Annotated in this window: 19 protein-coding genes; 7 read left to right on the forward strand and 12 right to left on the reverse strand. The window is 70.3% G+C overall.

Features of this window, described 5'->3' with window-relative positions; translation table 11 throughout:
* Window positions 1-27: 27 nt before the first annotated feature.
* The 8 genes from obgE to NF4_RS23060 form a co-directional block, all read right to left on the reverse strand.
* Complete coding sequence (obgE, locus tag NF4_RS23025) at window positions 28-1485, reverse strand: GTPase ObgE (protein WP_063129451.1); 1458 nt, start codon at window positions 1483-1485, stop codon at window positions 28-30.
* Between the two features lie 207 nt (window positions 1486-1692).
* The gene (gene rpmA / locus NF4_RS23030) at window positions 1693-1959 is read right to left on the reverse strand and encodes a 50S ribosomal protein L27 (RefSeq protein ID WP_063129452.1); all 267 of its coding nucleotides are present in this window, start codon (window positions 1957-1959) and stop codon (window positions 1693-1695) included.
* A gap of 46 nt (window positions 1960-2005) precedes the next feature.
* The gene (rplU, locus tag NF4_RS23035; protein WP_030523233.1) at window positions 2006-2317 is read right to left on the reverse strand and encodes a 50S ribosomal protein L21; all 312 of its coding nucleotides are present in this window, start codon (window positions 2315-2317) and stop codon (window positions 2006-2008) included.
* Window positions 2318-2675: 358 nt separating this feature from the next.
* Complete coding sequence (locus NF4_RS23040) at window positions 2676-6233, reverse strand: translation initiation factor IF-2 N-terminal domain-containing protein (protein WP_063129453.1); 3558 nt, start codon at window positions 6231-6233, stop codon at window positions 2676-2678.
* Window positions 6234-6637: 404 nt separating this feature from the next.
* Window positions 6638-7054 (reverse strand): nucleoside-diphosphate kinase, encoded by a 417-nt coding sequence (ndk, locus tag NF4_RS23045; protein WP_030523235.1) that lies wholly within the window; start codon window positions 7052-7054, stop codon window positions 6638-6640.
* A 125-nt stretch (window positions 7055-7179) separates the two neighbouring features.
* On the reverse strand, window positions 7180-7599 hold the full coding sequence (locus tag NF4_RS23050; RefSeq protein ID WP_063129454.1) for a DUF4233 domain-containing protein: 420 nt from the start codon (window positions 7597-7599) through the stop codon (window positions 7180-7182).
* A 37-nt stretch (window positions 7600-7636) separates the two neighbouring features.
* Window positions 7637-9022, reverse strand: coding sequence for a bifunctional tetrahydrofolate synthase/dihydrofolate synthase (gene folC / locus NF4_RS23055; protein WP_439956772.1), 1386 nt, complete (start codon window positions 9020-9022; stop codon window positions 7637-7639).
* A 71-nt stretch (window positions 9023-9093) separates the two neighbouring features.
* The gene (locus tag NF4_RS23060; protein WP_063129455.1) at window positions 9094-11772 is read right to left on the reverse strand and encodes a valine--tRNA ligase; all 2679 of its coding nucleotides are present in this window, start codon (window positions 11770-11772) and stop codon (window positions 9094-9096) included.
* Window positions 11773-12364: 592 nt separating this feature from the next.
* Between NF4_RS23060 and NF4_RS23065 the strand changes: the two genes are divergently transcribed.
* Window positions 12365-13051 carry a hypothetical protein gene (locus NF4_RS23065; protein WP_232330610.1) on the forward strand — a complete coding sequence of 229 codons (687 nt, stop codon included), beginning with the start codon at window positions 12365-12367 and terminating at the stop codon, window positions 13049-13051.
* 9 nt (window positions 13052-13060) lie between these two features.
* Here NF4_RS23065 and NF4_RS23070 read toward each other — a convergent pair whose 3' ends face one another.
* Together NF4_RS23070 and NF4_RS23075 are read right to left on the reverse strand one after the other, a co-directional pair.
* Entirely contained in the window at window positions 13061-13984 is a 924-nt protein-coding gene (locus NF4_RS23070; protein WP_063129456.1) for a diacylglycerol kinase family protein, read from the reverse strand.
* Window positions 13981-15558: an FAD-binding oxidoreductase gene (locus tag NF4_RS23075; RefSeq protein WP_063129457.1), complete on the reverse strand. Its 1578-nt coding sequence runs from the start codon at window positions 15556-15558 to the stop codon at window positions 13981-13983. Before NF4_RS23075 ends, NF4_RS23070 begins: the two co-directional genes overlap by 4 nt.
* Window positions 15559-15678: 120 nt before the next feature.
* On the opposite strand from NF4_RS23075, the gene NF4_RS23080 reads away from it, so the two are divergent.
* On the forward strand, window positions 15679-16251 hold the full coding sequence (locus NF4_RS23080; RefSeq protein WP_063129458.1) for a TetR/AcrR family transcriptional regulator: 573 nt from the start codon (window positions 15679-15681) through the stop codon (window positions 16249-16251).
* A 98-nt stretch (window positions 16252-16349) separates the two neighbouring features.
* On the forward strand, window positions 16350-17900 hold the full coding sequence (locus NF4_RS23085; RefSeq protein WP_063129459.1) for a glycerol-3-phosphate dehydrogenase/oxidase: 1551 nt from the start codon (window positions 16350-16352) through the stop codon (window positions 17898-17900).
* Between the two features lie 2 nt (window positions 17901-17902).
* On the opposite strand, the gene NF4_RS23090 is transcribed toward NF4_RS23085, so the two are convergent.
* Window positions 17903-18424 (reverse strand): GNAT family N-acetyltransferase, encoded by a 522-nt coding sequence (locus NF4_RS23090; RefSeq protein WP_063129460.1) that lies wholly within the window; start codon window positions 18422-18424, stop codon window positions 17903-17905.
* A gap of 236 nt (window positions 18425-18660) precedes the next feature.
* Here NF4_RS23090 and NF4_RS23095 point away from each other — a divergent pair, with 236 nt between their 5' ends.
* From NF4_RS23095 to fdhD, 3 genes are all read left to right on the forward strand, one after another.
* Window positions 18661-19773, forward strand: coding sequence for an FHA domain-containing protein (locus NF4_RS23095; protein ID WP_063129461.1), 1113 nt, complete (start codon window positions 18661-18663; stop codon window positions 19771-19773).
* Window positions 19774-19877: 104 nt separating this feature from the next.
* Window positions 19878-22178, forward strand: coding sequence for an FdhF/YdeP family oxidoreductase (locus NF4_RS23100; protein ID WP_063129491.1), 2301 nt, complete (start codon window positions 19878-19880; stop codon window positions 22176-22178).
* Entirely contained in the window at window positions 22175-23002 is an 828-nt protein-coding gene (gene fdhD, locus NF4_RS23105; protein ID WP_063129462.1) for a formate dehydrogenase accessory sulfurtransferase FdhD, read from the forward strand. Before NF4_RS23100 ends, fdhD begins: the two co-directional genes overlap by 4 nt.
* A gap of 124 nt (window positions 23003-23126) precedes the next feature.
* On the opposite strand, the gene NF4_RS23110 is transcribed toward fdhD, so the two are convergent.
* Window positions 23127-24299, reverse strand: coding sequence for an FAD-dependent monooxygenase (locus tag NF4_RS23110; protein WP_063129492.1), 1173 nt, complete (start codon window positions 24297-24299; stop codon window positions 23127-23129).
* 108 nt (window positions 24300-24407) lie between these two features.
* Between NF4_RS23110 and NF4_RS23115 the strand changes: the two genes are divergently transcribed.
* Entirely contained in the window at window positions 24408-25136 is a 729-nt protein-coding gene (locus NF4_RS23115; protein WP_063129463.1) for a TetR/AcrR family transcriptional regulator, read from the forward strand.
* The last annotated feature ends 16 nt before the right edge of the window (window positions 25137-25152 follow it).

A 25152-nucleotide genomic window follows, 5' to 3' on the forward strand; every position in this document is an offset into this window, starting at 1 on the left:
CTCCGTGGTCACCCTGGTTCACCCCGCCTACTCCTCGCTGTCCTCGTCCACCAGACCGCGCCGCACCCGCGACGCGTGTTTACGTTCGGCCGCACTGACCCGATCGGTCTGTTCGAGCCGGATATCGGTACCGCGGCCGGTCGGGACCATATCGGTGCCCGCGGCGATCTGCGGTTGCCAGTCGAAGGTCACCTCGCCGATGGTCACCGGCGCACCCGGCTCCGCACCCAGCCGCACCAGTTCGTCCTCCACGCCGAGCCGGGCCAGGCGGTCGGCGAGATAACCGACGGCCTCGTCGTTGTCGAATTGCGTCTGGCGCACCCAGCGCTCGGGCCGGGTGCCGTGCACGATGAACCCGCCCGGCTCCTCCGGGTCGGCGCGCACAGTGAACCCGGAATCGTCCACCGGGACCGGGCGGATCACCGGCCGCTTCGGTGCGGCCGCGGGGTGCGCGTCGCGATAGGCCTGTACCAGTTCGGCGAGTGCGAAGGTCAGCTGCCGCAGACCGGAATGGGCGACCGCCGAGATCCGGAACACCGGCCAGCCCCGCTCCCGCAGTTCGGGTGTGACCAGATCCGCGAGGTCTTCCGCCTCGGGCACGTCGACCTTGTTCAGGATCACCACTCGCGGCCGATCCGCGAGGTCGCCGAGGCTCACGTCACCGCGGAGGGCGGGTTTGTAGGCGGCGAGTTCGGCTTCGAGAGCGTCGATATCGGAGAGGGGGTCGCGGCCGGGTTCCAGCGTCGCCAGATCGACCACATGCGCCAGCACCGCGCACCGTTCCAGATGCCGGAGGAAGTCCAGGCCGAGGCCGCGTCCCGCACTGGCACCGGGAATCAGTCCCGGTACGTCGGCGATCGTGAACGTCGTATCCCCCGCGTTCACGACGCCGAGGTTCGGCACCAACGTGGTGAAGGGATAGTCGGCGATCTTCGGTTTGGCGGCGGACAGCACCGAGACCAGCGACGACTTGCCCGCGGACGGGAAGCCGACCAGCCCCACATCGGCGACGGATTTGAGTTCGAGGACGACATCGTGGGCCTCTCCCTCCTCACCGAGCAGCGCGAAACCGGGCGCCTTACGGGCCCGGGACACCAGGGCCGCGTTCCCCAGACCACCCCGGCCGCCCTTGGCGACGACGAACCGGTTACCGGCCCCGACCAGGTCCATCAGAACCTCCCCGTCGGCGTCCAGCACGACGGTTCCGTCCGGGACCTTCAGTAGCAGCTCCCCACCCTTCTTCCCGTCCCGGTTACCGCCCTCGCCCGGTTTACCGTTGCCGGCCTTGGCGTGCGGATGGAAGTGGAAGTCCAGCAGGGTGTGCACATTGGGGTCCACCTCGAGGATCACATCCCCGCCGTTGCCCCCGTTACCGCCATCGGGTCCGCCCAGCGGTTTGAACTTCTCCCGGTGCACCGACGCGCAGCCGTGCCCGCCTTTGCCGGCACGGACATGAAGAACGACACGGTCGATGAACTTGGCCATGGCCGGATCATCCTCCTCAGGAGTTCGGGGGTGGGACGGACGCTGCGTTCGAGGGTGGGACGGGCAGTGCGTTCCGGAGTCGGGAAGACACAGCGCCGGAAACGGGACCGGGCCCGGTCGGGGCGGCGGCACCGGGGGTGGAAACGCGAAAAGCGGGCCGAGGGTTTATCACCCTGACCCGCTCGCTGTGGTGGAGTCGTCAGCCGGTCAGGCTTCGACCGGCTCCGGGACCACGATGTTGACGGTCTTACGACCCCGCTTGCTACCGAACTCGACGGCACCCGCCTCGAGCGCGAACAGGGTGTCGTCCCCGCCACGGCCGACATTGACGCCGGGGTGGAAGTGGGTGCCACGCTGCCGCACCAGGATCTCGCCGGCCTTCACCGACTGCCCGCCGAAACGCTTCACGCCGAGCCGCTTGGAATTGGAATCGCGGCCGTTCCGGGAGCTGGATGCGCCCTTCTTATGTGCCATTGCTGATACTCCTTCAGCGCGGGCCTGCGGGGGCCCTGCGGGGTGGTTACTTGATGCCGGTGACCTTCAGGACCGTCAGCGGCTGACGGTGTCCCTGGCGCTTGTGGTAGCCGGTCTTGTTCTTGAACTTGTGGATGCGGATCTTCGGGCCCTTGGTCTGCTCGACCACCTCGGCCGACACCGAAACCTTCGCGAGCGCGTCGGCCGCGGTGGTGAGCTCGGCGCCATCGACGACGAGCACCGGCGACAGTGCCACGGAGGTGCCCGGCGCACCCTCGATCTTCTCGACCTTCACCAGGTCACCGACCGCGACCTTGTACTGCTTTCCGCCGGTCTTGACGATCGCGTACGTTGCCATCGGTCGGCTGCCCTTCTTCCTATAGTGCTCGGCACTCGTTTCACACGGTAGTACCTCGGTTTCGCACCGGGGTCCACCGCACGACTGGTCTGGTAATCCGCCGCCTCGGCCACTGGTGGCTCTCGGTATCGGGAACCGGCCACGGAACAGCACATGCTGGGCCGGGCAGCGACTGCCAAGATTACAGGATGCCGGTACATGCGACCAAACCGGTCCCCGCGCCGCACCCCGGCGGACCCGCCGGAGCACCGGAAGCGGTGTGACGCGGACCTCCGGCCTCCGGGTACGGCCACTCGGCAGTAGCGACGCGCCGGGTGCCCGGCCCGCATTCCGCGGGCCGGGCACCCGGCGCGATGGCTCAGTGCTGTTCGTCGACCGGCGGCCCGGACGGACGACCCGCGGCCCGGCGGCGCGCCCGGCGGACCGGGACCTCGACCTCCGGCGGATCGGCCGTGAAATCGGTCACCGGCGTGTCGGGTTGTTCGGTGGCGGACAGGACGAATACCGCGCCCGCGCTGTCGGCGGCCGGTGCGGAGGTCGAGCGGGCGACCCGGCGCCGCCGGCTGCGGGTTTCCGTCCCACCGTCACCGGTGGGGCTCGCCGCGGCGGCCGGCTCCGCCGGATGAGCCGCACCGTTCGCCGAAGCGGCGGTACCGTTGCGATCCGCGGCGGGGGCGGAAGTCGCGGTGGCCGCCGCAGCGGGAACCTCCGCGGTGTCGTCGCCGACCGGGGTCTGCGCCGGAGTTTCCGGCTCCGGCGCAGCAGCTCCGCTCTCCTCGACCGTGCCCGGTCCGGTGGCGACCGCTTCCGCCGGGGCGGCCTCGGACGCGACCTGCTCGGTGGGCGTGGATTCGGTGACAACCGGCTCGGTGGCCGTGGGTTCGGATTCGGCCGCTTCGGTGGCCCCGGAGCCGGTGGGTGTACCGCTGCCGTTCAGTTCCGCGGCCGGAGTCTCCGCCGGGGCAGCACCGGCCGACCGGCGGACCCGGGTGCGACGGCGCCGCGGTTCGGGCTGCGCCGCACCGCCCTTGCCGCTCGCGGCCGCACCGGAACCGCCCGGTTCGCCCACGGCAGCGGGCTCCGCGGCCTGTTCGGCCTCGGGTGCCGGCTCACCCTGATCGGTCTCCGGATGATGGGCGGCCATGGCCAGTGCCACGGGGTGCGCCCGCTTGACCGCCGCATCCTCTTCCGACAGCTCGGGGGTGGACGGCTGCGGCGCCACGGGTGCCGCGGCGACCTTGTCCCGGTTGCGACGGCGTCGCGAACCCGACTCCCGGCCCCGGCCGGCACCGCCCTCGTCGGAGCCCGACGGCTCCACCGGGTAGCTGTGCACCAGGATGCCGCGGCCGTGGCAGTGCTCGCAGGTGGTGGAGAACGCCTCCACCAATCCGGTACCGAGCTTCTTACGGGTCATCTGGACCAGGCCCAGCGAGGTCACCTCGGAGACCTGGTGCCGGGTGCGGTCCCGGCCCAGCGCCTCGGTGAGACGGCGCAGCACCAGGTCGCGGTTGGACTCGAGGACCATATCGATGAAGTCGACCACGATCATGCCGCCGATATCGCGCAGCCGCATCTGCCGCACGATCTCCTCGGCCGCCTCGAGGTTGTTCCGGGTGACCGTCTCCTCCAGGTTGCCGCCACCGGAGCCGGTGAACTTACCGGTGTTGACGTCGACCACCGTCATCGCCTCGGTGCGGTCGATCACCAGGGTGCCGCCCGAGGGCAGCCACACCTTGCGGTCGAGGGCCTTGGCCAGTTGCTCGTCGATGCGGTAGGCCTCGAAGACGTCGACGCCGTTGTTCTCGTGCCGGGAGACCCGGGGGAGCAGATCGGGTGCGACGGTGCCGATGTAGTTATCGACGGTGTTCCAGGAGCGTTCGCCCTCGATCACCAGTCGGGAGAAGTCCTCGTTGAACAGATCCCGCACGACCTTGACGAGGAGATCCGGCTCCTCGTAGAGGGTCTTCGGCGCGTTCGACTCGTTCTCGGCGGCCGCGGTGATCTTGCGCCAGGCCGTCTGCAGGCGTTCCACGTCGCGGGTGAGTTCGGCCTCGCTGACACCCTCGGAGGCAGTCCGGATGATGACGCCCGCGTCGGCCGGGACGATCTCGCGCAGGATCTCCTTGAGTCGTTTGCGCTCGGTATCGGGCAGTTTGCGGCTGATCCCGGTGGAGGTACCGCCGGGCACATACACCAGGAAGCGCCCGGCCAGGCTGATCTGGGTGGTCAGCCTGGCGCCCTTGTGGCCGACCGGGTCCTTGCTCACCTGGACCAGCACCTGGTTGCCGGGTTTGAGCGCCTGCTCGATCTTGCGTTCCTTACCGCCGAGCCCGGCGGCCTCCCAGTTGACCTCGCCCGCGTAGAGCACACCGTTGCGGCCCCGGCCGATATCGACGAACGCGGCCTCCATACTGGGCAGCACGTTCTGCACCTTGCCCAGGTAGACATTGCCCACCATGGACGCCGATCCGGTGCTGGTGACGAAATGCTCGACCAGGATGTTGTCCTCGAGCACGGCCACCTGGGTGGTGGACGGGTGGCCCGGGAACTCCTTCTCCCGTACGACCATCACCCGGTCCACGGCCTCGCGCCGGGCCAGGAACTCCGATTCGGTGAGGATCGGCGGACGGCGGCGACCGGCCTCGCGGCCGTCGCGCCGGCGCTGCCGTTTGGCCTCGAGCCGGGTGGAGCCGGTGATGCCCTGCACTTCGTCGACGGTGGCGCGAGTACGGGTCTTGTTCCGCGGTTCCCGCTCGTGCACGACCGTATTGGGCGGGTCGTCGTCGGCCGGTTCGCTGTCGCCGGATTCACCGGCGACCTTGCGCCGCCGACGGCGCCGCCGGCGGCGGCTGGACCCGCTCTCCGAGTCGTCGCCCGCATCGGCGGACTCGTCGGTCCCGGCCTCGTCCGTCTCGTCGGCTTCGGCGGTTTTGTCGTCGGTGTCGGTGGCCTGTTCGGTGTCGGCGCCCGTGTCGTCCTCGGAATCGGTGTCCTCGGAATCGGTGGCCTGCTCGCCCCGGCCGCGTCCCCGCCCGCGCCGGCCGCGACGGCGACGCCGCGGCTGGTCGTCGGAGTCGCCCTGCTCGGACTGGTCCTCGGAATCGGCTCCGGTCTCGGCGTCCGACTCGGTCTCGGCGTCCGACTCGGGCTCGGGCTCCGGTTCGGGCTTACGGCGCCGACGCGGCTGTTCGGCCGCCGCGGCGTCCGGGGAGAGGAACAGCGGGGCCGCGACGACCGCGGATTCGAACACGATCGGTTCGGCCGAGGCGGGTTCCTCGGGCACCGGGCTCGCGAACAGATTCACCGCGGCCGTGAAGGCTGGTAGCGGGGTCACCGGCGCGGCCGGGGTCCCACTCGCGGCGGAGGTAACCGCAGATTCGGAAATCTCGGCCGAAGCGGACACCACGCTCGCGTCGGCGGACGACTCCGCCCCGGCGGTGGTCGCCGGTTCCGCTTCGGTGCCGGATTCGACCGGTGGTGCCGCGGCCTGCTCGGCGGAACCGGCCGACACCGGCTCCGCGTCGATGCCAGGGATTTGCCCGGAGCCGGTGCCCGGCTGCACGGCGGCGGCCGGTTCCGGCTCCTGAGCGGCCGGAGTGGCAGCGACCTCGGTCGCCGGTGGGGCGGCGGCACCCCCCGCGCCGACCGGGCCCGCCGAGGTACCGGTGGGCTCGAACAGCCCGGGCTCGGCCGGAGCGAGTGCGGGCGGCGCGGTCAGTGATTCGCGCACCGACTCCGCGACGGCCCGGTCCACGCTCGATTGCGGGCTACGGGCTTCGGTCCCGAGTTCGCTGAGTTTGGCCAAGATGCGCTTACTGGTCACGCCGAGCCGTTTGGCCAGGGCATGTACTCGGATTCGCTCCGGCAAGTGATCGTCGTCCTGTGATGTTGTGTGCAGCGGCTCTAGATCGGCCACGAAGTCTCCTCGGACCCCCGGGCGCGTTCCTCATCGAGTGACGCGGCCGTCGCGGGGGCGCTGTCCGTCTGCCTCGCGCGGTTGGCGCGAGGTCCATGGTCTCGCCCCGCGTGCCCGGTTATCTCCACTATCGAACGTCGGTCGGGCTAACTGGCCACGCGGCGCCTGGCATATGGCTGAACTCCGCGGTCCGAGCGCTCGTCCAGCGCGCCGGGCAGACGCAGCCCAGAAATTCGGCTGTACGTCCGCGGCAGCGATGTCGGCATCGTTCCGCAGTGTGTCATCCGGTCGTGCCCACTGGGGAGCGCAACCAGGTACCAGTATCCCACACCGTGCGCCAGGTGTTCGCCATGGCGCTGCGCGAGGCACTCGCACGGGGCCGGTCGGCCCGCACCGGACAGTGATCAGAGGGGGAATTCGGGGAACCAGAGCGAGATTTCGCGCTTGGCCGAGTCGGGCGAGTCCGATCCGTGGACCAGGTTGTACTGGGTCTCGAGGCCCAGGTCGCCGCGGATACTGCCGGGCGCGGCCTTCTCGACGGGGTCGGTACCGCCGGCCAGCTGCCGGAAGGCGGCGATGGCGCGCGGGCCCTCCAGGACGGCCGCGACGACCGGACCCGAGGTGATGAACTCGATCAGCGAGCGGTAGAACGGCTTCTCCGCGTGCTCGGCGTAGTGCTCGGCGGCCACTTCCTCGGTCACCTGTTTGAGTTCGAGGGCCGCGATGGTGAGACCCTTGCGCTCGATCCGGTTCAGTACTTCGCCGACGTAGCCGCGGGCCACACCGTCCGGTTTGATCAGAATCAACGTCTGCTCTGTCACGCGGTCAGCCTAATGGGCGCCGCCCGGCGCGGCCCAACCGCAGTCCTCCTCCGGCCTACGCGCGAGTAACGACGGCCTGACCAGGCCGGGTGGGCGGATCACCGAGGGCGGCCCGGCGACCTCGGTCAGGAACCGCCGGACATGCGCTGGCTCGGCAGCGTCCCCTCGTCCATCCGCCGCTTCACATCCGAGCGCAGCAGCAGGATGAAGGCCCAGACCGCGAGGAAGACCACGCCGATGACCGCGATCGACAGATGGAACACCCCGCCGATCAGCACCAGCACCTGCAACCCCAGATTGAACGGGACCGCCCAGGAACGACGCTGCAGGCCGGCGCCCGCGATCATCACCAGGGCCAGTACCACCAGATAGGTACCCGACACCCAGGTGACACCACCGGCGATATCGGCGACCACCGGCAGCGCCAGCAGCACCGTGATCGCCTCGAGTACCAGGGCACCCGCCATCACCCCCCGCAGCCCCTTCCAGGGATCGGGCGGAGCCGGGGTCGTCGCGTCGGGTTTCGGCGCTTCGGGCTCACTCATGCTGTTCCTCGTTGTCGGCGGCGGCCGGTCCTCGGCATTACGCCGGGTCCTTCCCGAACAGGGCGCGCGCGGCACCGGCGGTGACCACCGATCCGGTGACCACCACACCCGCGCCGGAGACCATCTCACCGGACGCACCGACCTCCTCCGCGAGCGCGACGGCGGTTTCCAGCGCATCCGGCAGCGAGTCCGCGGTGACCACCCGCTCGTCGCCGAACCGCTGGACCGCCAGATCGGCGAGCTGATCCACCGGCAGTGCCCGGGGGGACCCGTTGGTGGTCACCACGATCTCGTCGAAAACCGGTTCCAGCGCGGTGAGGATGCCGCCGACGTCCTTGTCGGCCAGCACCGCGACCACGCCGACGAGCTTGCGGAAATCGAACTCGGAGGTCAGCGTCGCGGACAGCGCGGTAGCACCGGCCGGGTTGTGCGCGGCATCGATGAACAGGGTGGGCGCATTGCGCATCCGTTCGAGGCGGCCGGGGCTGGTGACCTGGGCAAAACCGGCGCGGACCGCCTCGATGTCCAGTTGCCGCTGCGCGCCGGCCCCGAAGAACGCCTCGACCGCGGCCAGCGCGAGCGCCGCGTTGTGGGCCTGGTGCTCGCCGTGCAGGGGCAGGAAGATCTCGTCGTAGACCCCGCCGAGCCCCTGCAGTTCGAGCTGCTGCCCGCCCACGGCGATCCGCCGGCTCAGCACCTGGAATTCCGAACCGGCCCGCGCCACCGCCGCGTCGGTTTCCACGGCCCGGCGCAGCAGGACCTCGAGCGCCTCGGGGTCCTGTTCGGCGATGATAGCGACCGTATCGGTGGGGACCAGCGTCTCCGGGGCGCGTTTGATGATCCCGGCCTTCTCCTTGGCGATGGAGGTCAGGTCCGGACCCAGATAGTCGGTGTGGTCGAGGCCGATGGGGGTGATGACCGCGACCTGCGCGTCGATCACATTGGTGGCATCCCAGCTGCCGCCCATACCGGTCTCTACGACCGCCACGTCCACCGGCGCCTCGGCGAACGCCGCGTAGGCCATGGCGGTGAGCACCTCGAATTTGCTCATCGCCGGGCCGCCCGCGGTCGCCGACTGGGCGTCGATCATCTCGATATAGGGCTGCATCTCGCGATACAGCTCGACATAACGGGCCGGGGAGATCGGCCGGTTGTCGATACTGATCCGCTCGGTGGCCAGCTGCAGATGCGGGCTGGTGAGCCGGCCGGTCCGGCGGTGTAGCGCGGTGAGCAGGGAGTCGATCATCCGGGTCACCGAGGTCTTACCGTTGGTGCCCGCGACATGGATCGCCGGGAACCCGCGCTGCGGTGAACCCAGCACATCCATCAGCGTGGCGATCCGGGTGAGCGACGGTTCGATCTTGGTTTCCGGCCAGCGCTGGTCGAGTTCCGCTTCGACCAGCGCCATCTCCGCCAGATCCACCGGTGACGGCCCGGTGCCGAGCCGAGAGCCGCCGTTGCGGGGTTCCGGCTCGCCGTCGTCGTCGTGGGCGTTCACTTGCCGCTCAGCTCGGCCAGGCGGGCCCCGATCCGCTCCACCTCGGCCGCGGCGACCTCGCGCCGGGCCCGGATCTTGTCCACCACCGCTTCCGGGGCCTTGGCCAGGAATGCCTCGTTACCGAGTTTGGCCTCGGTCCCCGCCAGTTCCTTCTGCGCGACCGCCAGATCCTTCTCCAGGCGACGTCGCTCGGCCGCGAGGTCCACGGTGCCCGAGGTGTCGACCTCGACGGTGACCGTGGTGCCGCTCAGGCGCACCTCCACCGAAGCGGTCGCCGCGAAATCCGCGCCGGGCTCGGTGAGCCGGCCCAGCGTGGCCACCTCCGGATGGAGATGCGCCAGCCCCGCCGCGTCCAGGCCGAGCACCCGTGCCGCGACCTTCTGCTTGTCGTTCAGCCCCTGATCACTGCGGAACCGCCGAATCTCGGTGACCAGCCGCTGCAGGTCGGCGATACGCTGCGCCGCGCCGGTATCGGTGGGCGTCCCGGAGCGCTGCGGCCAGGCCGCCACGACCACCGACTCCGCGCCGGTCAGCGCCTGCCACAGCGATTCGGTGACGAACGGGATCACCGGGTGCAGCAGCCGCAGCACCGCGTCCAGCACCGACCCGAGCACGACCCGGGTGGATTCGGCCCGCTCCTCGCTCTCGGCGAACTGGACCTTGGACAGTTCCAGGTACCAGTCGCAGAGTTCGTCCCACGCGAAGTGGTAGAGCGCCTCGCAGGCCTTACCGAACTCATAGGCGTCGAACGCGGCGTCGACCTCGGCGAGCACCTCGTCGAGCCGGTCCACGATCCAGCGGTCGGCGTCGGTCAGCGTCTCCCGCGCCGGCACGGGCCCCGGGCGGGCGCCGTTCATGAGCGCGAACTTCGTCGCGTTGAACAGCTTGGTGACGAAGCTGCGCGAGGCCAGGACATGCGGTTCGCCGACCGAGAGATCACCGCCGGGCTGGGCGCCGCGGGCCAGCGTGAAGCGCAGTGCGTCCGCGCCGTAGTTGTCGATCCAGTCCAGCGGGTCGATCCCGTTGCCTCGGGACTTCGACATCTTCCTGCCGAACTGGTCGCGGATCAGACCGTGCAGGAACACATCCTTGAAGGGAATCTGATAGGCCCCGCCCTTACCGGTGGACACCGCGGCGTCGTCGGCGACGAAGGTACCGAACATCATCATCCGGGCCACCCAGAAGAACAGGATGTCGTATCCGGTGACCAGCACGCTGGTCGGATAGAACTTCGCCAGCTCCGGGGTCGCGTCCGGCCACCCCATCGTGGAGAACGGCCACAGACCGGAGGAGAACCAGGTGTCCAGGACGTCGGGATCCTGCACCCATCCCTCCGGGGCCTGCTCGTCGGGGCCGACGCACACCACCTCACCCTCGGGCCCGTACCAGATGGGGATGCGGTGGCCCCACCACAGCTGCCGCGAGATACACCAGTCGTGCATATCGTCGACCCAGTCGAACCAGCGCGGTTCCTGGCTCGCCGGGTGGATCACGGTATCGCCGTTGCGGACCGCGTCACCGGCCGCCTTGGCCAGCGATTCGACCTTCACCCACCACTGCATGGACAGCCGCGGCTCGATCGCTTCGCCGCTGCGCTCGGAATGCCCGACACTGTGCAGGTAGGGGCGCTTCTCGGCGACGATCCGGCCCTCGGAGGCCAACCGCTCACGGATCTTCACCCGTGCCTCGAACCGGTCCATCCCGTCGAATTCGGTACCGGTATCGGCGATCCGGCCGCGTTCGTCCATGATCGTGGGCATCGGCAGGTTGTGCCGCAGGCCCATCTCGAAGTCGTTCGGATCGTGGGCGGGCGTGATCTTCACCGCGCCGGAACCGAATTCGGGATCCACGTAATCGTCGGCGATGATCGGGATCCGCCGTCCGGTGATCGGATGCTCGAGGGTGGTACCGATCAGCTCCCGGTACCGGGGATCCTCCGGGTGCACCGCGACCGCGGTGTCACCGAGCATGGTCTCCACCCGGGTCGTGGCGACCACGACATGCGGTTCGGCATCGTCGAGCGACCCGTACCGCAGCGACACCAGTTCGCCCTCGACGTCCTCGTACTTGACCTCGATATCGGAGATGGCGGTACGCAGTTCCGGCGACCAGTTCACCAGCCGCTCGGCGCGATAGATCAGACCCGCGTCGTAGAGGCGTTTGAAGATCGTCTGGACCGCGCGCGACAGGCCCTCGTCCATGGTGAACCGGTCCCGCGACCAGTCCACACTGTCGCCGAGCGCCCGCATCTGCCACTGGATCGCACCACCGGATTCACGCTTCCAGTCCCAGACCTTCTGCACGAACAGTTCGCGGCCGAAATCCTCTTTGGTCTTCCCGTCCGCGGCGAGCTGTTTCTCCACCACCGTCTGGGTGGCGATACCGGCATGATCCATCCCGGGCAGCCACAGCACCTCGTAACCCTGCATCCGCTTACGGCGCGCCAGGGTGTCCATCAGCGTGTGGTCGAGCGCATGTCCCATGTGCAGCGTGCCCGTGACATTGGGCGGCGGCAGCACGATCGAGTACGCGGGCGCGGAACTGTGCGGGTCGGCGTGGAAGTAACCGGCGGCTACCCAGCGCTCGTACAGGTCGGCCTCCACCTCGCCGGGATTCCAGCTCTTGGGGAGGGCATCGGCACGATTACGCGTGTTGTCAGGGGCTGCGCTGGTCACGCCGCGATTCTAGTGTCTAGGGCGTCGCCGCCGGTGTTGCGGGGTCGGAGCCCGGCCGTCCGGAACAGCCGTGAGGTGAGCGCGGACGTTCGCCCCGGCCGACCCGGGTGGCCCACCACACCGCCGGGACTTCATGACGACCTCCGCGGGCGGGCGACCGCAGACCGTCGGTCGCGGACCGTCGGGCGCCGCGCACAAGGGTGGATCCGGCCGGGACGAACGACCTGCAGGAGGGTCGGTGTCGCGAATGCGAACACCGGAGTCCCGCTACGTGGGACAGATGGGAGAGCGCGGCGACCCAAGGACGGGAACGATGGGGACACCGCGCCGGACCTCGGGAAAGGTGGCGGAGAAAAGCCGAGGCGGAGCCTTCGGTGGATGAGGGACACCGAAGACTCCGCCTACAGCAGTAAGACTACCGCCGATCCTGGCCCGCGCTCCTAATCCATAAACAATTCTCAGCTTGAGCACCGGAATTCTCAGGCGGGCGTCCGGCGCGCCGCAGTCGGCCGGCTCGGCCGAAACCTGTGACCTCGAGCGGACAAAGCCGACAATCTTGCCGAAACCGGTTCGACTGGGGACCCTGGACGGGGTGAACCCCCCGCTCGACTCGTTACCGTTGAACCCTGCGGAATCCATCTTCCCCGAATCGGATTCGGACATCGTCCGGCCCCGGGCCGTAGACGACCTACGGGGCCGGCCGACGCGGGAGCTCCGGTACCCGGCGAGCGCGGCCGTGCTGTTCGCCGGAATTCCCGGCGCGGGCAAGAGCACCGCGCTGCGCCGGCTGTTCGGTTCCGACCCCGACGCCGAGCAGGCGATACCCGGTCCCGATCGGTCGGTCGTGCTCGATTCCATCCACGCCCGCAACGCGTGGCGGCGCCGGCTGGCCTGGCTGCCCTACCCGCTGTGGCGGCCGGTGGTGCACGTGGTGCATTTCGGCCGCATCTGGGTCGCCTTGCGCGATCACACCGGCCCGGTGGTGATCCACGACTGCGGCACCATCGGTTTCACGCGCCGTATGCTGACCCGCTGGGCCGTCCGGCACGGCCGCGAAATGCACATGGTGTTGCTGGATGTGCCGCCGACGGTCGCCCGGGCCGGACAGTACGCTCGGGGGCGGCGGGTCGGGCTGCTGTCGTTCCACTGGCACGTGTGGCGCTGGAGACGGATGCTGGGGCGGCTCGAGGCCGGAGCCGGTCCCCGGCCCGCGCCCGCCTCGGTCGTGGTGGTCGACCGCGTCGGCGTGGACCGGCTGCGGGTCCGGTTCGCCGCCTGACCGCCGCGGTCAGGGGGTCAGTACGGTGAGCGCCCGGGGTTCGACGCGCACGGTGAGCGGCAGCCGGCCCGCGGGTTCGCCGTCGGCGGTGGCCGGGGCATCGGGAGCGGCCACACTCAGGGATTCGGCCCGGTACTGGCTCACCGCGGGATGATCGATGCGCCGGCCCGCCGAGAGCGCGGGCAGGATCCGCAGCATCTCCAGATGGGAGACCTTGCCGACCACGGTCACATCCAGCAGGCCGTCGTCGCACCGGGCGTCCGGGCAGATGAGCATGCCACCGCCGTAGGTGGTGGTGTTGCCCACCGCGACCAGCAAGGCCTCGGTGGTGATCGCCTCCGCGGCCGGGCCGCCCAATTCGATCCGGTAGGGCACCGCGATCCCGTGCGCGATCTCCGCGACCGCGGCGAAGGTGTAGCGGGACCGGCCGCGCGGATAGCGCATCCGGTTGGCCCGCAGGGTGACCCGGGCGTCGAAGCCGGTGCATGCGACGGTGGCGAACCACATCGGGTCGTGTCCGGCGGGTTCCAGCCGACCCAGGTCGATGGTGCGCACCTGCCCGGATCGGACCAGTTCCGCGGCACGGGCGGGCTCGTCGGCGATACCGAGTTCACGCGCCAGGTCGTTGCCCGTGCCCGCCGGGACCAGGGCCAGCGGAACGCCCGAACGGGCCAGCGGGTCCAGGATCGTGTTCACCAGACCGTCGCCACCGACGCAGACGACCGCGTCCGGCGCGCCGCCGGTCACCACATCGCGCACCTGCTCACGGGTCAGCGCGGCGGAGGGTGCGTGGATCTCGACGACCGACACGCCGTCCGCGCTCAGCCGGTCCACGACGGTGCGGGCGGCCTCGCGCGCCCGGCCCTGCCCGGAGGCGGGGTTGGTCACCACGGCGACCGTACGCACCTCCCGGCGATCCGCTGCGCGTGTCATGGCAGCAGTTTGCCAGGGTTGAGGATCCCGGCCGGGTCGATCTCGCGTTTCACCGCGCGCAGGACCCGCACGCCCAGATCGCCGATCTCATCGGGTAGCCAGGCGCGGTGATCCGCGCCCACCGCGTGGTGATGGGTGATGGTGGCGCCGGCGGCGGCGATGGCGTCCCCGGCGGCCGTTTTCGCGGCCCGCCACTGCGCGATCGGGTCGTCGAGCAGTTTGGCCACCACCGTGAAATACAGTGACGCGCCGGTCGGGTAGGTGTGCGAGATATGGCACATCACCAGGGCGGGCGCACCCTGGGCGGTCAGCGAGTCGGTGAGTGCGCTCGTCACCTTCGCTTTCAGCTCGGCCAGCGCGCTCCAGGTGGTCGCGGTCTCCAGGGTTTCGCACAGCACCCCGACATCCAGGAGCGCATCGCGCAGGTAGGGGGCCGCGAAACGGCCGTGCTGCCACTCCCGGGCCGGCTCCGGACCGAGTTCGGTCCCCCCGGCGGCGCGCAGTAGCGCGGCGGCCTCGGCGCCACGGGCCGCGGTGTGGGCGGCGGTGCCCTCGAACGTGGTCACCGCGAGACAACCGGAAACCGATGCGCCCCCCACATTTCCCGCCCGCGCCAGATTCAGCCCGGTTTCGGCTTCGTCGGACAACCGCAGCACCGTCGGCGCCGCGCCCGCCTGCACGACCGCGCGCAACGCGGCGGCTCCGGTCTCGAAATCCGGGAAAGACCAGGCCATATGGGTGGTGGTCTCCGGAACGGGATGAACCCGGACCGTGACCTCGGTGAGGACGCCGAGCACACCCTCCGAACCGACGAACAGGTCACGCAGATCGGGTCCGGCGGCCGAGGCGGGCGCCCGTCCCAGCAGCACACTTCCCGTGGGCGTGGCCACCCGGACCCGCTGGACCATATCGTCGAACCGGCCGTACCCCGCAGAGGCCTGACCCGACGACCGGGTCGCGGCGAATCCACCGATACTGGCGAATTCGAAACTTTGCGGGAAATGCCCGAGCGAGAGCCCGTGCTCGGCGAGCAACTGTTCGGCACGCGGACCGGTGACCCCGGCGCCGAAGGTGGCGGTGCCGGAGACCGGGTCGCAGTCCAGCAGGGCGTCCAGCCGGCGCAGGTCCAGCGCGATCACCGTGTCGAACGCGCCGCGCAGCGGGTCGAGCCCGCCGACCACACTGGTGCCGCCGCCGAAGGGCACCACGGCGATGCCCAGCTCCGAGCAGTAGGCGAGGACGGCCGCCACCTCGTCGTGACCGGCGGGGAAGACCACCGCGTCCGGTGCGTCCTGCGGGGCGAGATCACGTCGTCGCAGCAGGTCGGGGGTGCTCTTACCGCCGGCGTGCCGCAACCGGGTGACCGGTTCGGTGGAGATATGGTCCGCGCCGACGAGGTCTGCCAGACCGGCCCGCCGGTCCGGGGACAGGACCGACGGCCGGAGCGGCACATCGCCCTCATCACGACGTGTCGCCGGCTCCCCGGAGATTCCGAACACCTGTGTCAGCAGGCCGCGGATCTGCTCGGGCAGCGGTGTGTGCCCGGCGGGAACACCCCAGGCGTCCCACACCATATCCGGTCGCCGCGCGCTCGACGCCGAGTTCACCGGACGTTCGCCTTGCTCACCTGTCATGCGTTACAGTTTGACATGTAGTGTCAAGCAGTAACACCAACTGGAGACGAGGTCGAGTTCGTGTCATCCGGCGCAGCAGCGGTCGAGCAGACGATCCTGGACGCGGCCCGCGCATGCGTCGCGGAGTTCGGCGTCCGGCGCACCACGCTCACCGAGGTCGCCCGCCGGGCGGGCGTGAGCCGGCCGACCGTCTATCGCCGATGGGCCGACAGCCGCGACCTGGTCGCCGAACTACTGGTGCGCGAACTGCGCGAGATCATCGCCGCGTCCGTGCCGACCGGTGGTCCGGCCCGCGACCGGCTGGTCACCGGGGTGGTGACCGGCGCCGCGGAGGTCCGGTCGAACCCGCTGTTCGGCAAGATCTTCCGCACCGATACCGACCTGATGCTCACCTATGTGTTCGGTCGGCTGGGCCGCAACCAGCGCCAACTGCTCGACCTGTTCGGCACCGGGATCCGGGACGGTCAGGCGGACGGGTCGGTCCGGGCCGGCGACCCCGACCGGCTGGCGGCCATGGTGTTGCTGATCACCCAGTCCGCGGTGCAGTCGGCGGCCACGGTCGCCCATCTGCTCGACGGATCCGCTCTCGACACCGAACTCCGGCACGCTCTCGATACCTATCTCGCCCCGTGATCCCCCTGCCAGGAAGGAGTAGCGCCCGGCGCATCCGGAAGCGGTGATCGTCCCCGCCTTCCGTTCCGTCTCCCCGCGGACGCCGTGCCGAGAAACAGATGGCCGAGAACCCTTCCCCCACCGCGGCGCCCGCGTTGAACGCGCGCCGCCGGCGCCGTGAGCTCGCCGTCCTCGGTGACCACCCGACCATCGACCTGCTGGTGATCGGGGGCGGTGTGACCGGTGCCGGCGTCGCGCTCGACGCGGCCGCCCGCGGACTGCGCACCGTCCTGGTGGAACGCCACGACCTCGCCCACGGCACCAGCAGGTGGAGTTCGAAACTGGTACACGGCGGCCTGCGCTACCTGGCGAGCGGGAGGATCGGCATCGCGCACGAGAGCGCGGTGGAGCGGGGCATCCTGCTGCGCCGCACTGCGCCCCATCTGGTCCGGCCGCTCCCCCAGCTGGTCCCGCTGCTCCCCGGGATCGGGTTGTCCACCCGGAGCCTGATCCGGGCGGGTTTCCTGGCCGGCGACGCACTGCGGGTGGGCGCGGGCACGCCGGCAGCACTGCTACCGCGGTCGCGGCGGGTGACCCGGGCCGAGGCACTGCGACTGGCACCGACGGTGCGGCAGCACGGACTGCGCGGCGGTCTGCAGGCATGGGACGGGCAACTGGTGGACGACGCGCGACTCGTGGTCGCGCTGGCCCGGACCGCGGCCGCGCACGGCGCGACCGTGCTGACCCGCGTCGCCGCCGAACAGGTCGGCGGTGCCGGGGCCGTCCTGCGCGACACCCTGACCGGCGAAAGCCTCGAGGTCCACGCCGCCGCCGTGGTCAACGCGGCCGGTGTCTGGGCGGACCAGGTCGATCCGAGTATCGAGTTGCGACCCAGCCGCGGCACCCATCTGGTCTTCGACGCCGCCGCCTTCGGCGGGCTCACCGCGGCGCTGACCGTGCCGGTGCCCGGCACCGTCGGCCGGTTCATCTTCGCCCTGCCCGCCCCGCACGGACGGGTCTACCTGGGCTTGACCGATGAGGACGCGCCCGGACCCGTCCCCGACGAACCGCGGCCCACCGGCACCGAGATCGACTTCCTGCTCGACACGGTCAACACGGTGCTGCGCATCCCGCTGACCCACACCGATATCCGCGGCAGTTACGCCGGCCTGCGGCCGCTCCTGCGCACGGCCGGCGACAGCACGGCCGATATCTCCCGGCAGCACGCGGTCCTCACCGCGCCGAGCGGGCTGGTGACGGTGGTCGGCGGCAAACTCACCACCTACCGCAAGATGGCTCAGGACGCCGTAGACGCCGCCGTGGCCCGAGCGCACCTGAGCGCCGGCCCGTGCCGGACGAGGAATCTGCCGCTGGTCGGCACGGTCGCCGGCGCGGCACGGGACCGGTTGGCCGCACCCCAGCTCCTGATCGAACGCTACGGCGCCGACGCCCCCGCGGTCGTCGCGCTGACCGCCGCCGACCCCGATCTGGCCGTCCCGGTCGCGCCCGGCGCGGATGTGCTCGCGGCGGAATTCCGGTGGTCACTGGAGCAGGAGGGCGCCCTCGACGCGGGTGACCTCCTGGACCGCCGCACCCGGATCGGGCTGGTCCCGGCCGACCGGGCCGCCGCCCTGGCCGCCGCCGAGGCCGCGGTGGCCGCCGCGGGGTGAACTCAGGCGTATTCCCAGGTCCCGACCGCGGCCCACATACACGACCGGGGCCAGCGGTCGAGACCGTGCGCGATCTCGGCGGCCCGCAGGGCGTGCAGTTGCGGTGTCTCCGCGGCCGGATCGAGATAGCGGAATCCCAGCCGCCGGTAGTACGGTCCGTTCCACGGCACGTCCGTGAACGTGGTGAGCGTTATCGCGGGTAACCGGTGGTCGGCGGCCCAGCGCACCGCGCGGTCGATCAGGCGCCGGCCGATTCCCGCCCCACGATATTCGGGCAGTACCGACACCTGGTCGATATGGGCGTTCCCGTCGACGATGCTCGCGATGAGGTACCCCGCCGGCCCCCGGTCCGCGGTCTCCCAGACCCAGGCGCGATCGTCCAGGACGAATTCGCCCAGCACCTCGGCCGACAGCGGCTCATCACCGGCGACCGCCTCCATCCCCACCGCGGCGAAGGGCTGCCCCGCCCGCACCTCGATCTCCTGCAGCACCGGGATATCCGCGGCGCTCGCCGCACGGATCACGCCGCACCTGCCCGCCGGACATACGCCAGTGCCGGGTGCCCGGCCGATAGCCCGGCAGCGACCACCGCGGTGTGTTCGTCGAGTGCGCTGAGCGGCATAACGGTCCCTACTCTCTGTTCCGTGCGGCGGGGTGGTGTCCCCCGCTCACCCCGGCGATCCGTCGTCACCATCTCATAAGCCGGGTAACGGATTCGCATCTATGCTGGATCCGGTGGTGCGCCAGGAAGGAGCCGCGGGTGCGCGTTGATACGTCCACTATCGGGATCGCACCGGGCGAGGGCCTGGTCGCGCGGTTCGGTGACGTCGTGATCTATCTCGTGGGCGCCAACGCGTCCACCGAGCGGATACTCGGCGCGGTCGAAGCCGTGGCGGACGCCGAGCATCCCGGGGCAGCCATCGCGCAGCGGCTCGCCGCGGTCGTCTTCGGGACCGGTTCGGAGCCGCCCCCGTTCGGGCTCGTCGCGCCCACCGCCGACGGCACCCTGGTCCTGCTGCGCGGCCCGGTGTCGGCGATGATCTCCGGCGCCGAGGGTTCCCGGCGGCTCGTCGGCGCCCGCGCCTTCACCTGGGTGGACGAGATCGTGCGCGACCCGGTGCGCACCCTGACCGTGGGTCCGGGAGCCGACGGCCGGATCACGCCGTATCCGCGCACCGATCTGCGCGCCGGAGTCGTGCCCGGCGGGGGTTTCGTCATCAAGGCCGCGGTGCGCCGCAGCACCAAGAACCAGAACCGGGCCGCCACCCCGGCGAAGAAAGCGGCGAACTCCTACGAACCCGTCGCGACGGCACCGGCCGGGCTCGCCGCGAGCGAGCCGGAACCCGAATCGCACTCCGGGCCCCGCACCGGCCTCGCCGAAGCCCCCGCCGCGGAACCACTGCCCGGCACCCGCGCGTGGTCGGCCGCGCCGGCGCCCATGCGCGTGGATCCCGAACCGATCCGCCTGCGCAAGGAACCGGCCCGGCCCCATCCGCACACCCGCGCCGCACCCGGCGCCGAACAAGCCCATCCGGCCCCGCCGACCCTGGTGGCCGAGGACGGCACCGCCTACCCGCTGGACCGCGCCTACGTCATCGGCCGCGGCCCCTCGGTCGACGAATCGGTACGCCGCAAAACCGCCGCTCCCCTGGTCCTGCAGCGCGATCGCCACATTTCCCGGGTCCACGCCTACCTCTCGGTCGACTCGGGCAAGGTCTTCCTCCGCGACGCCGGCACCGCCGCCGGAACCTTCGTCTCCACCCCCGGCGAACCGCGCTGGACCCGGATCAGCCAGTCCCCGACCGAGCTCCCGCCCGGCGGCCGGATCCGCATCAGCGAGCAGGTCCTCACCTACCACGGCGGCCCTGCCTGATTTCGACGCCTCGGTGAGCCCGTGAACCCGGTTCTTCACTCCGGCGCCCGGCCGCTCCGGAACCAGGACGGGCCCCGGCCACGAAGGTGGACCACAATGTCGGTATGCACCGCAACGCCCCGACCGACGATATCGACGAGTCCGAACTGACCGTGACCCCGCCGAAGGAGCAGGCGGCCGGGGTCCGGGCGGTGGCCGTGGCGCTGCAGCGGGCGGTATCCGATATGGGCGTCGTGCGCACCGCGCGGACCCTTGCCCGGGTCAATCAGGTGCACGGATTCGACTGCCCGGGCTGCGCCTGGCCGGAGCCGAGCGGTCACCGCCGGCCCGCCGAGTTCTGTGAGAACGGCGCGAAGGCCGTCGCCGAGGAGGCGACGCTCGAGACGGTCGGGCCGGAGTTCTTCGCCCGCTATTCGATCGACGAACTCGCGCAGCGGTCCGGGTACTGGCTGGGGCGGCAGGGTCGGCTCACCCATCCGATGGTGCTGCGGCCCGGCGATACCCACTACTCCCCCATCTCCTGGGCGGAGGCCTACCGGCTCATCGCCGAGCAGCTCCGCGGCCTGGACTCGCCGGACGAGGCCGTGTTCTACACCTCCGGCCGTACCGCCAACGAGACGGCGTTCCTGTACCAGCTGCTGGTGCGCAGTTTCGGGACCAACAACCTGCCCGACTGCAGCAATATGTGCCACGAGTCCTCGGGCACCGCCCTGACCGGTTCGATCGGTATCGGCAAGGGGTCGGTGACCATCGACGATTTCGCGGCCGCCGATCTGATCCTGGTCGCCGGCCAGAATCCGGGCACCAACCATCCGCGGATGCTCAGCGCCCTCGCCGACGCGAAGAAGGCGGGCGCGCGCATCATCGCGATCAACCCGCTGCCCGAGACCGGCCTGATCGGTTTCCGCGATCCGCAGACCGTACGGGGTCTGACCACCGGCGTGGATATCGCCGACGATTTCCTGCAGATCCGCCTGGGCGGCGATATGGCGCTTTTCCAGGGCCTCGCGAAACTGCTGTTCGAGGCCGAGGACCGGGCTCCCGGCACCGTGCTGGACCGGGCCTTCGTCGACGCGCACACCGCCGGTTTCGCCGATTACGAGCGGCATATCCGAGCTGTCGACCTGGACACCGTGCTCACCGCAACCGGACTCTCCCGCGACGATCTCGAACGCACGGCCGCACTGCTGGCCGGTTCGACGAGCACCATCGTGTGCTGGGCGATGGGACTCACCCAGCACACGCACGCGGTGGCCACGATCGAAGAGGCGGCCAACCTGCTGCTGTCCCGCGGCATGATCGGTAGGCCGGGGGCGGGTCTGTGCCCGGTGCGCGGGCATTCCAATGTGCAGGGCGACCGCACCATGGGTATCTGGGAGCAGGCCCCCGAATCCTTCCTGGCCGCCCTGGACCGGGAATTCGGGATCACCAGCCCGCGGGCGCACGGTTACGACACCGTCGCCGCCATCCGGGCACTGCGCGACGGCCACGCCCGCGTCTTCTTCGGTATGGGCGGGAATTTCGTCTCCGCCACCCCCGATACCGTGGTCACCGAAGCGGCGCTGCGCCGGTGCGCGCTGACCGTGCAGGTCTCCACCAAACTGAACCGCAGCCATGTCGTGCACGGGGAGACCGCGGTGATCCTGCCGACCCTGGGCCGCACCGACCTGGACATCCAGAACGGTGTGCGGCAACAGGTCTCGGTGGAGGATTCGATGTCGATGGTGCACCTGTCCACCGGCAGGCTGAAACCGGTTGGGCCGCAACTGCGCAGCGAGGTCGCCATCGTCTGCGAACTCGCCCGGGAGCTGCTGGGTCCGGACCATCCGGTGCCGTGGGACCGGTTCCGCGGTGACTACGACCTCATCCGCGACTCCATTGCCCGGGTGGTGCCCGGTTGCGCCGATTACAACACCCGGGTCCGGCAACGCAACGGATTCGTACTGCCGCATCCGCCGCGCGATTCCCGCGAATTCCGGACCGCCACGGGGAAGGCCAATTTCGCGGTGAACGAGCTGCGCTGGGTGCCGGTTCCGCCGGGGCGGCTGATCCTGCAGACCCTGCGCAGCCACGATCAGTACAACACCACGATCTACGGTCTCGACGACCGCTATCGCGGAGTCCATCACGGGCGCCGGGTGGTGCTGGTGAACGCCGCGGATATCGCCGACCTGGGTTTCCGCGACGGCGATCTCGTCGATCTGGTCTCGGAGTGGAGCGACGGCGTCGATCGGCGGGTCGAAGGTTTCCGGCTGGTGGCCTACTCCACTCCGCGCGGCAATGCCGCCGCCTACTATCCCGAGACGAACCCGCTGGTGCCGCTGGACCATGTGGCCGCCCGCTCCAACACCCCGGTGTCGAAAGCCGTCACCGTCCGGCTCGAACCCCATACCCACCGGCCATGAGCAGAGTCACCGCCCGCCGCCGCATGCGGCGCATCACCCCGTCCGGGGAGATCGTCCGTCCCGACACCTTGGCTGTGGAAGAGCCCCTGGAGATTCGCGTACGCGGCGAGTCGCTCACTGTCACCATGCGTACGCCCGGCCACGATATCGACCTGGTGCACGGCTTCCTGTTCGGTGAGACCCTGATCGGCGCGGCCGCCGATATCCACAGCGCCCGCTACTGCGCCGGAACCGACGACGAGGGGCGCAACACCTACAACGTGCTGGATGTGGGCTTGCACGCCCCGATCGTGCTCCCGAACCGGCCGTTCCTCACCACCGGTGCCTGCGGGCTCTGCGGGCGCACCGCGGTCGAGGAGGTCCGGATGCGCAGCCGCTATCCGCTGCCGGCGCCGCAACCGTTGCTCGATGCCGAGGTACTGGCAGCGCTACCGGATCGCCTGCGCGCCCACCAGTCGGTTTTCGATGCCACCGGCGGTCTGCACGGTGCCGGTCTGTTCACCGCCGACGGTACGGACCTGGTGGTCCGCGAGGACATCGGCCGCCACAATGCCGTGGACAAGGTGATCGGCTGGGCGTTGCGCGAGAACCGTATTCCGGCGTCCGATCTCGTGCTCGTGGTGAGCGGGCGCGCGTCGTTCGAACTGGCACAGAAAGCTGTCCTGGCCGGTATTCCGGTCCTCGCCGCCGTCTCGGCACCCAGTTCGCTGGCGGTCGACCTGGCCGACGAGTCCGGCCTCACCCTGGCGGGGTTCGTACGCGGCGAGACCATGAACATCTATACCCATCCGGAGCGCATCCGCGGTATCGGCACCACCGAATGACCCGGGCGGGGTGGCCTCGAGACCTCCCTCGAGTGCGGCCGTAGGGTCCGGCGGCAGGTGTCCCGGCACCGGCGAGACGCTCACGACCCTCGGCGTGGAATGTGCGGGCCGGCAGCCGTACTCGCTATCGCGCGACCGCACCGGCGTAGTCGGCCAACTCGATATCGTCTTTGGCGTCGCCGGCGAACTTATCCATCAGATCGAACCAGCGTGACCCCAGGAACCAGTTCCGGAGCCGCAGGCCGGGAGCCGTTTTCGGCGCCAGGAACGGGCCCGGGCTACTGCGGCCCCCGAGTTTCGCGTACCGGCGCATGATCCGGTCGTACCGGGCGAATGCCGCGGTGTGTTCACCCGCCGCGGCGGCGAGTTCGCCCGCCAGCACATAGGCTCCCACCACTGCCAGACCGGTTCCGAAGCCGGCCAGAGTGTTGCCGTAGGCGCTGTCGCCGACCAGGGCCACCCGGCCCGACACATAGCTGGGCATCCGCACCCGGGCCAGCGCGTCCAGGTAGAAGTCGTCGTGCCCGGGCAGTTCGGCGAGCATTTCGGAGACCGGTCCGTTCATTCCGGCGAAGTGTTCGACCAGTACGCGTCGCCTATCGGCTTCGTCGGCGAAGGCCCGTGCGGCAGCGGCGAACATGTACATCTGCTGCGCCTTCGGCCCACCGCGGACCGCGAGCCGGCCCGGGGCGCTGTACGCGTGGGAGACCCGCCGCCGCGGTCCGTCCCCGGGTTCGGCGACGAGTGGTTCCCCGGCGATGGCGTAGTAGTAACCGCGGTGCCCGACGAACTTCTCCTCCGGCCCGAACGCCAGCCGGCGCACCCGGGAATGGATGCCGTCCGCGCCGAACACCAGGTCGAAGCGGCGTGCCGGGCCGTGCTCGAACTCGACCTCGACACCGCTGCCGGTATCCCGCAGCGCGGTGATCGAGTCACCGAATACATACGTGCAGCGCTGAGCGGTCGGGGCGTAGAGGATCCGAGCCAGATCGCCCCGCGGGATCTCGACGTCGCCGCCGGTGAAGTCACCGGATATCCGAGCTTGTTCCCGGCCGTCGGCGTCGACGAAGACCATATCGGTGGCGCCGGTACTGCGCCGCCGGATCTCGTCGTACACACCCATCCGCTCGAGGATCGTGCGCTGCACAGATCCCTTGAAGTCGACGGCCTGCCCACCCGGGCGCAGGGCCGGGGCCCGTTCGACCACGGTCACATCGAAGCCGTAGCGGTCGAGCCAGTAGGCGAGCGCGGGGCCGGCGATGCTCGCCCCGGAGACGAGAACGGTGCGGTTCTGCATGACGAACTCCATCCATAATATGCGTCCATCGGAAACTGTTTCCAGTGGACGCTAATCAGCGTATGGTAGACACAGTTTCATGTCAATCCACCTCCGGAAAGGGACCCGATGGCGACGCCGACCGTGCTCGAGCTGCTCTGGGGAACCGACCGGCGCCCGACCAGAGGCCCCAAGCCGACGCTCACCCGGGCCGCGATCGTCACCGCGGCGGTCGAGTTGGCCGATACGGAAGGCCTGGCAGCCCTCTCCATGCAGCGGCTGGCCGATCGTCTCGGCTATACGAAGATGTCGCTGTACCGCCACCTGCCGGGCAAGGCGGAACTCACCGCATTGATGGTGGAGGAGGCCCTGGCCGGCCTGCCGGCACTGGACACCTCGGAGTCTCCGCAGTGGCGAAGCGGCCTGCGGTCCTGGGCACTTCTCACCTTCGAGCGGTACCGCCGCCACCCGTGGGTGATGGAATTACTCGCCGGAGCGCGGCCGATGGGCCCCAACGAATTGAGCTGGACCGAGGCCGCGCTGGAGGCGATGGCGGATATCGCACTGACCGGCCCGGAGCGACTGGACACGCTCGTCGTACTGAACGGGCATGTGCGCAGCCTGGCCCAGCAGGTTGTGGGCCCCGGCGCCACCGAGGAAGAATTCACCGGCGCAATGGCCGCGGCACTGGAATTGGCGGGCGACCGGTTCCCGCGGCTGATCGCGGCCGTATCGGAACCTCCACCCGCCGCCGGAGCAGCGACCCCCCAGCGCGACGCCGCCCTCGAATTCGGCACGGAGCGCATTCTCGACGGGATAGCCGCCCTGCTCGCCGAACGTGGCACGCCCGGCGACTAGGGGCAGGCGGCACCCG

Source organism: Nocardia fusca NBRC 14340 (assembly GCF_001618425.1).
GTDB lineage: Bacteria > Actinomycetota > Actinomycetes > Mycobacteriales > Mycobacteriaceae > Nocardia > Nocardia fusca.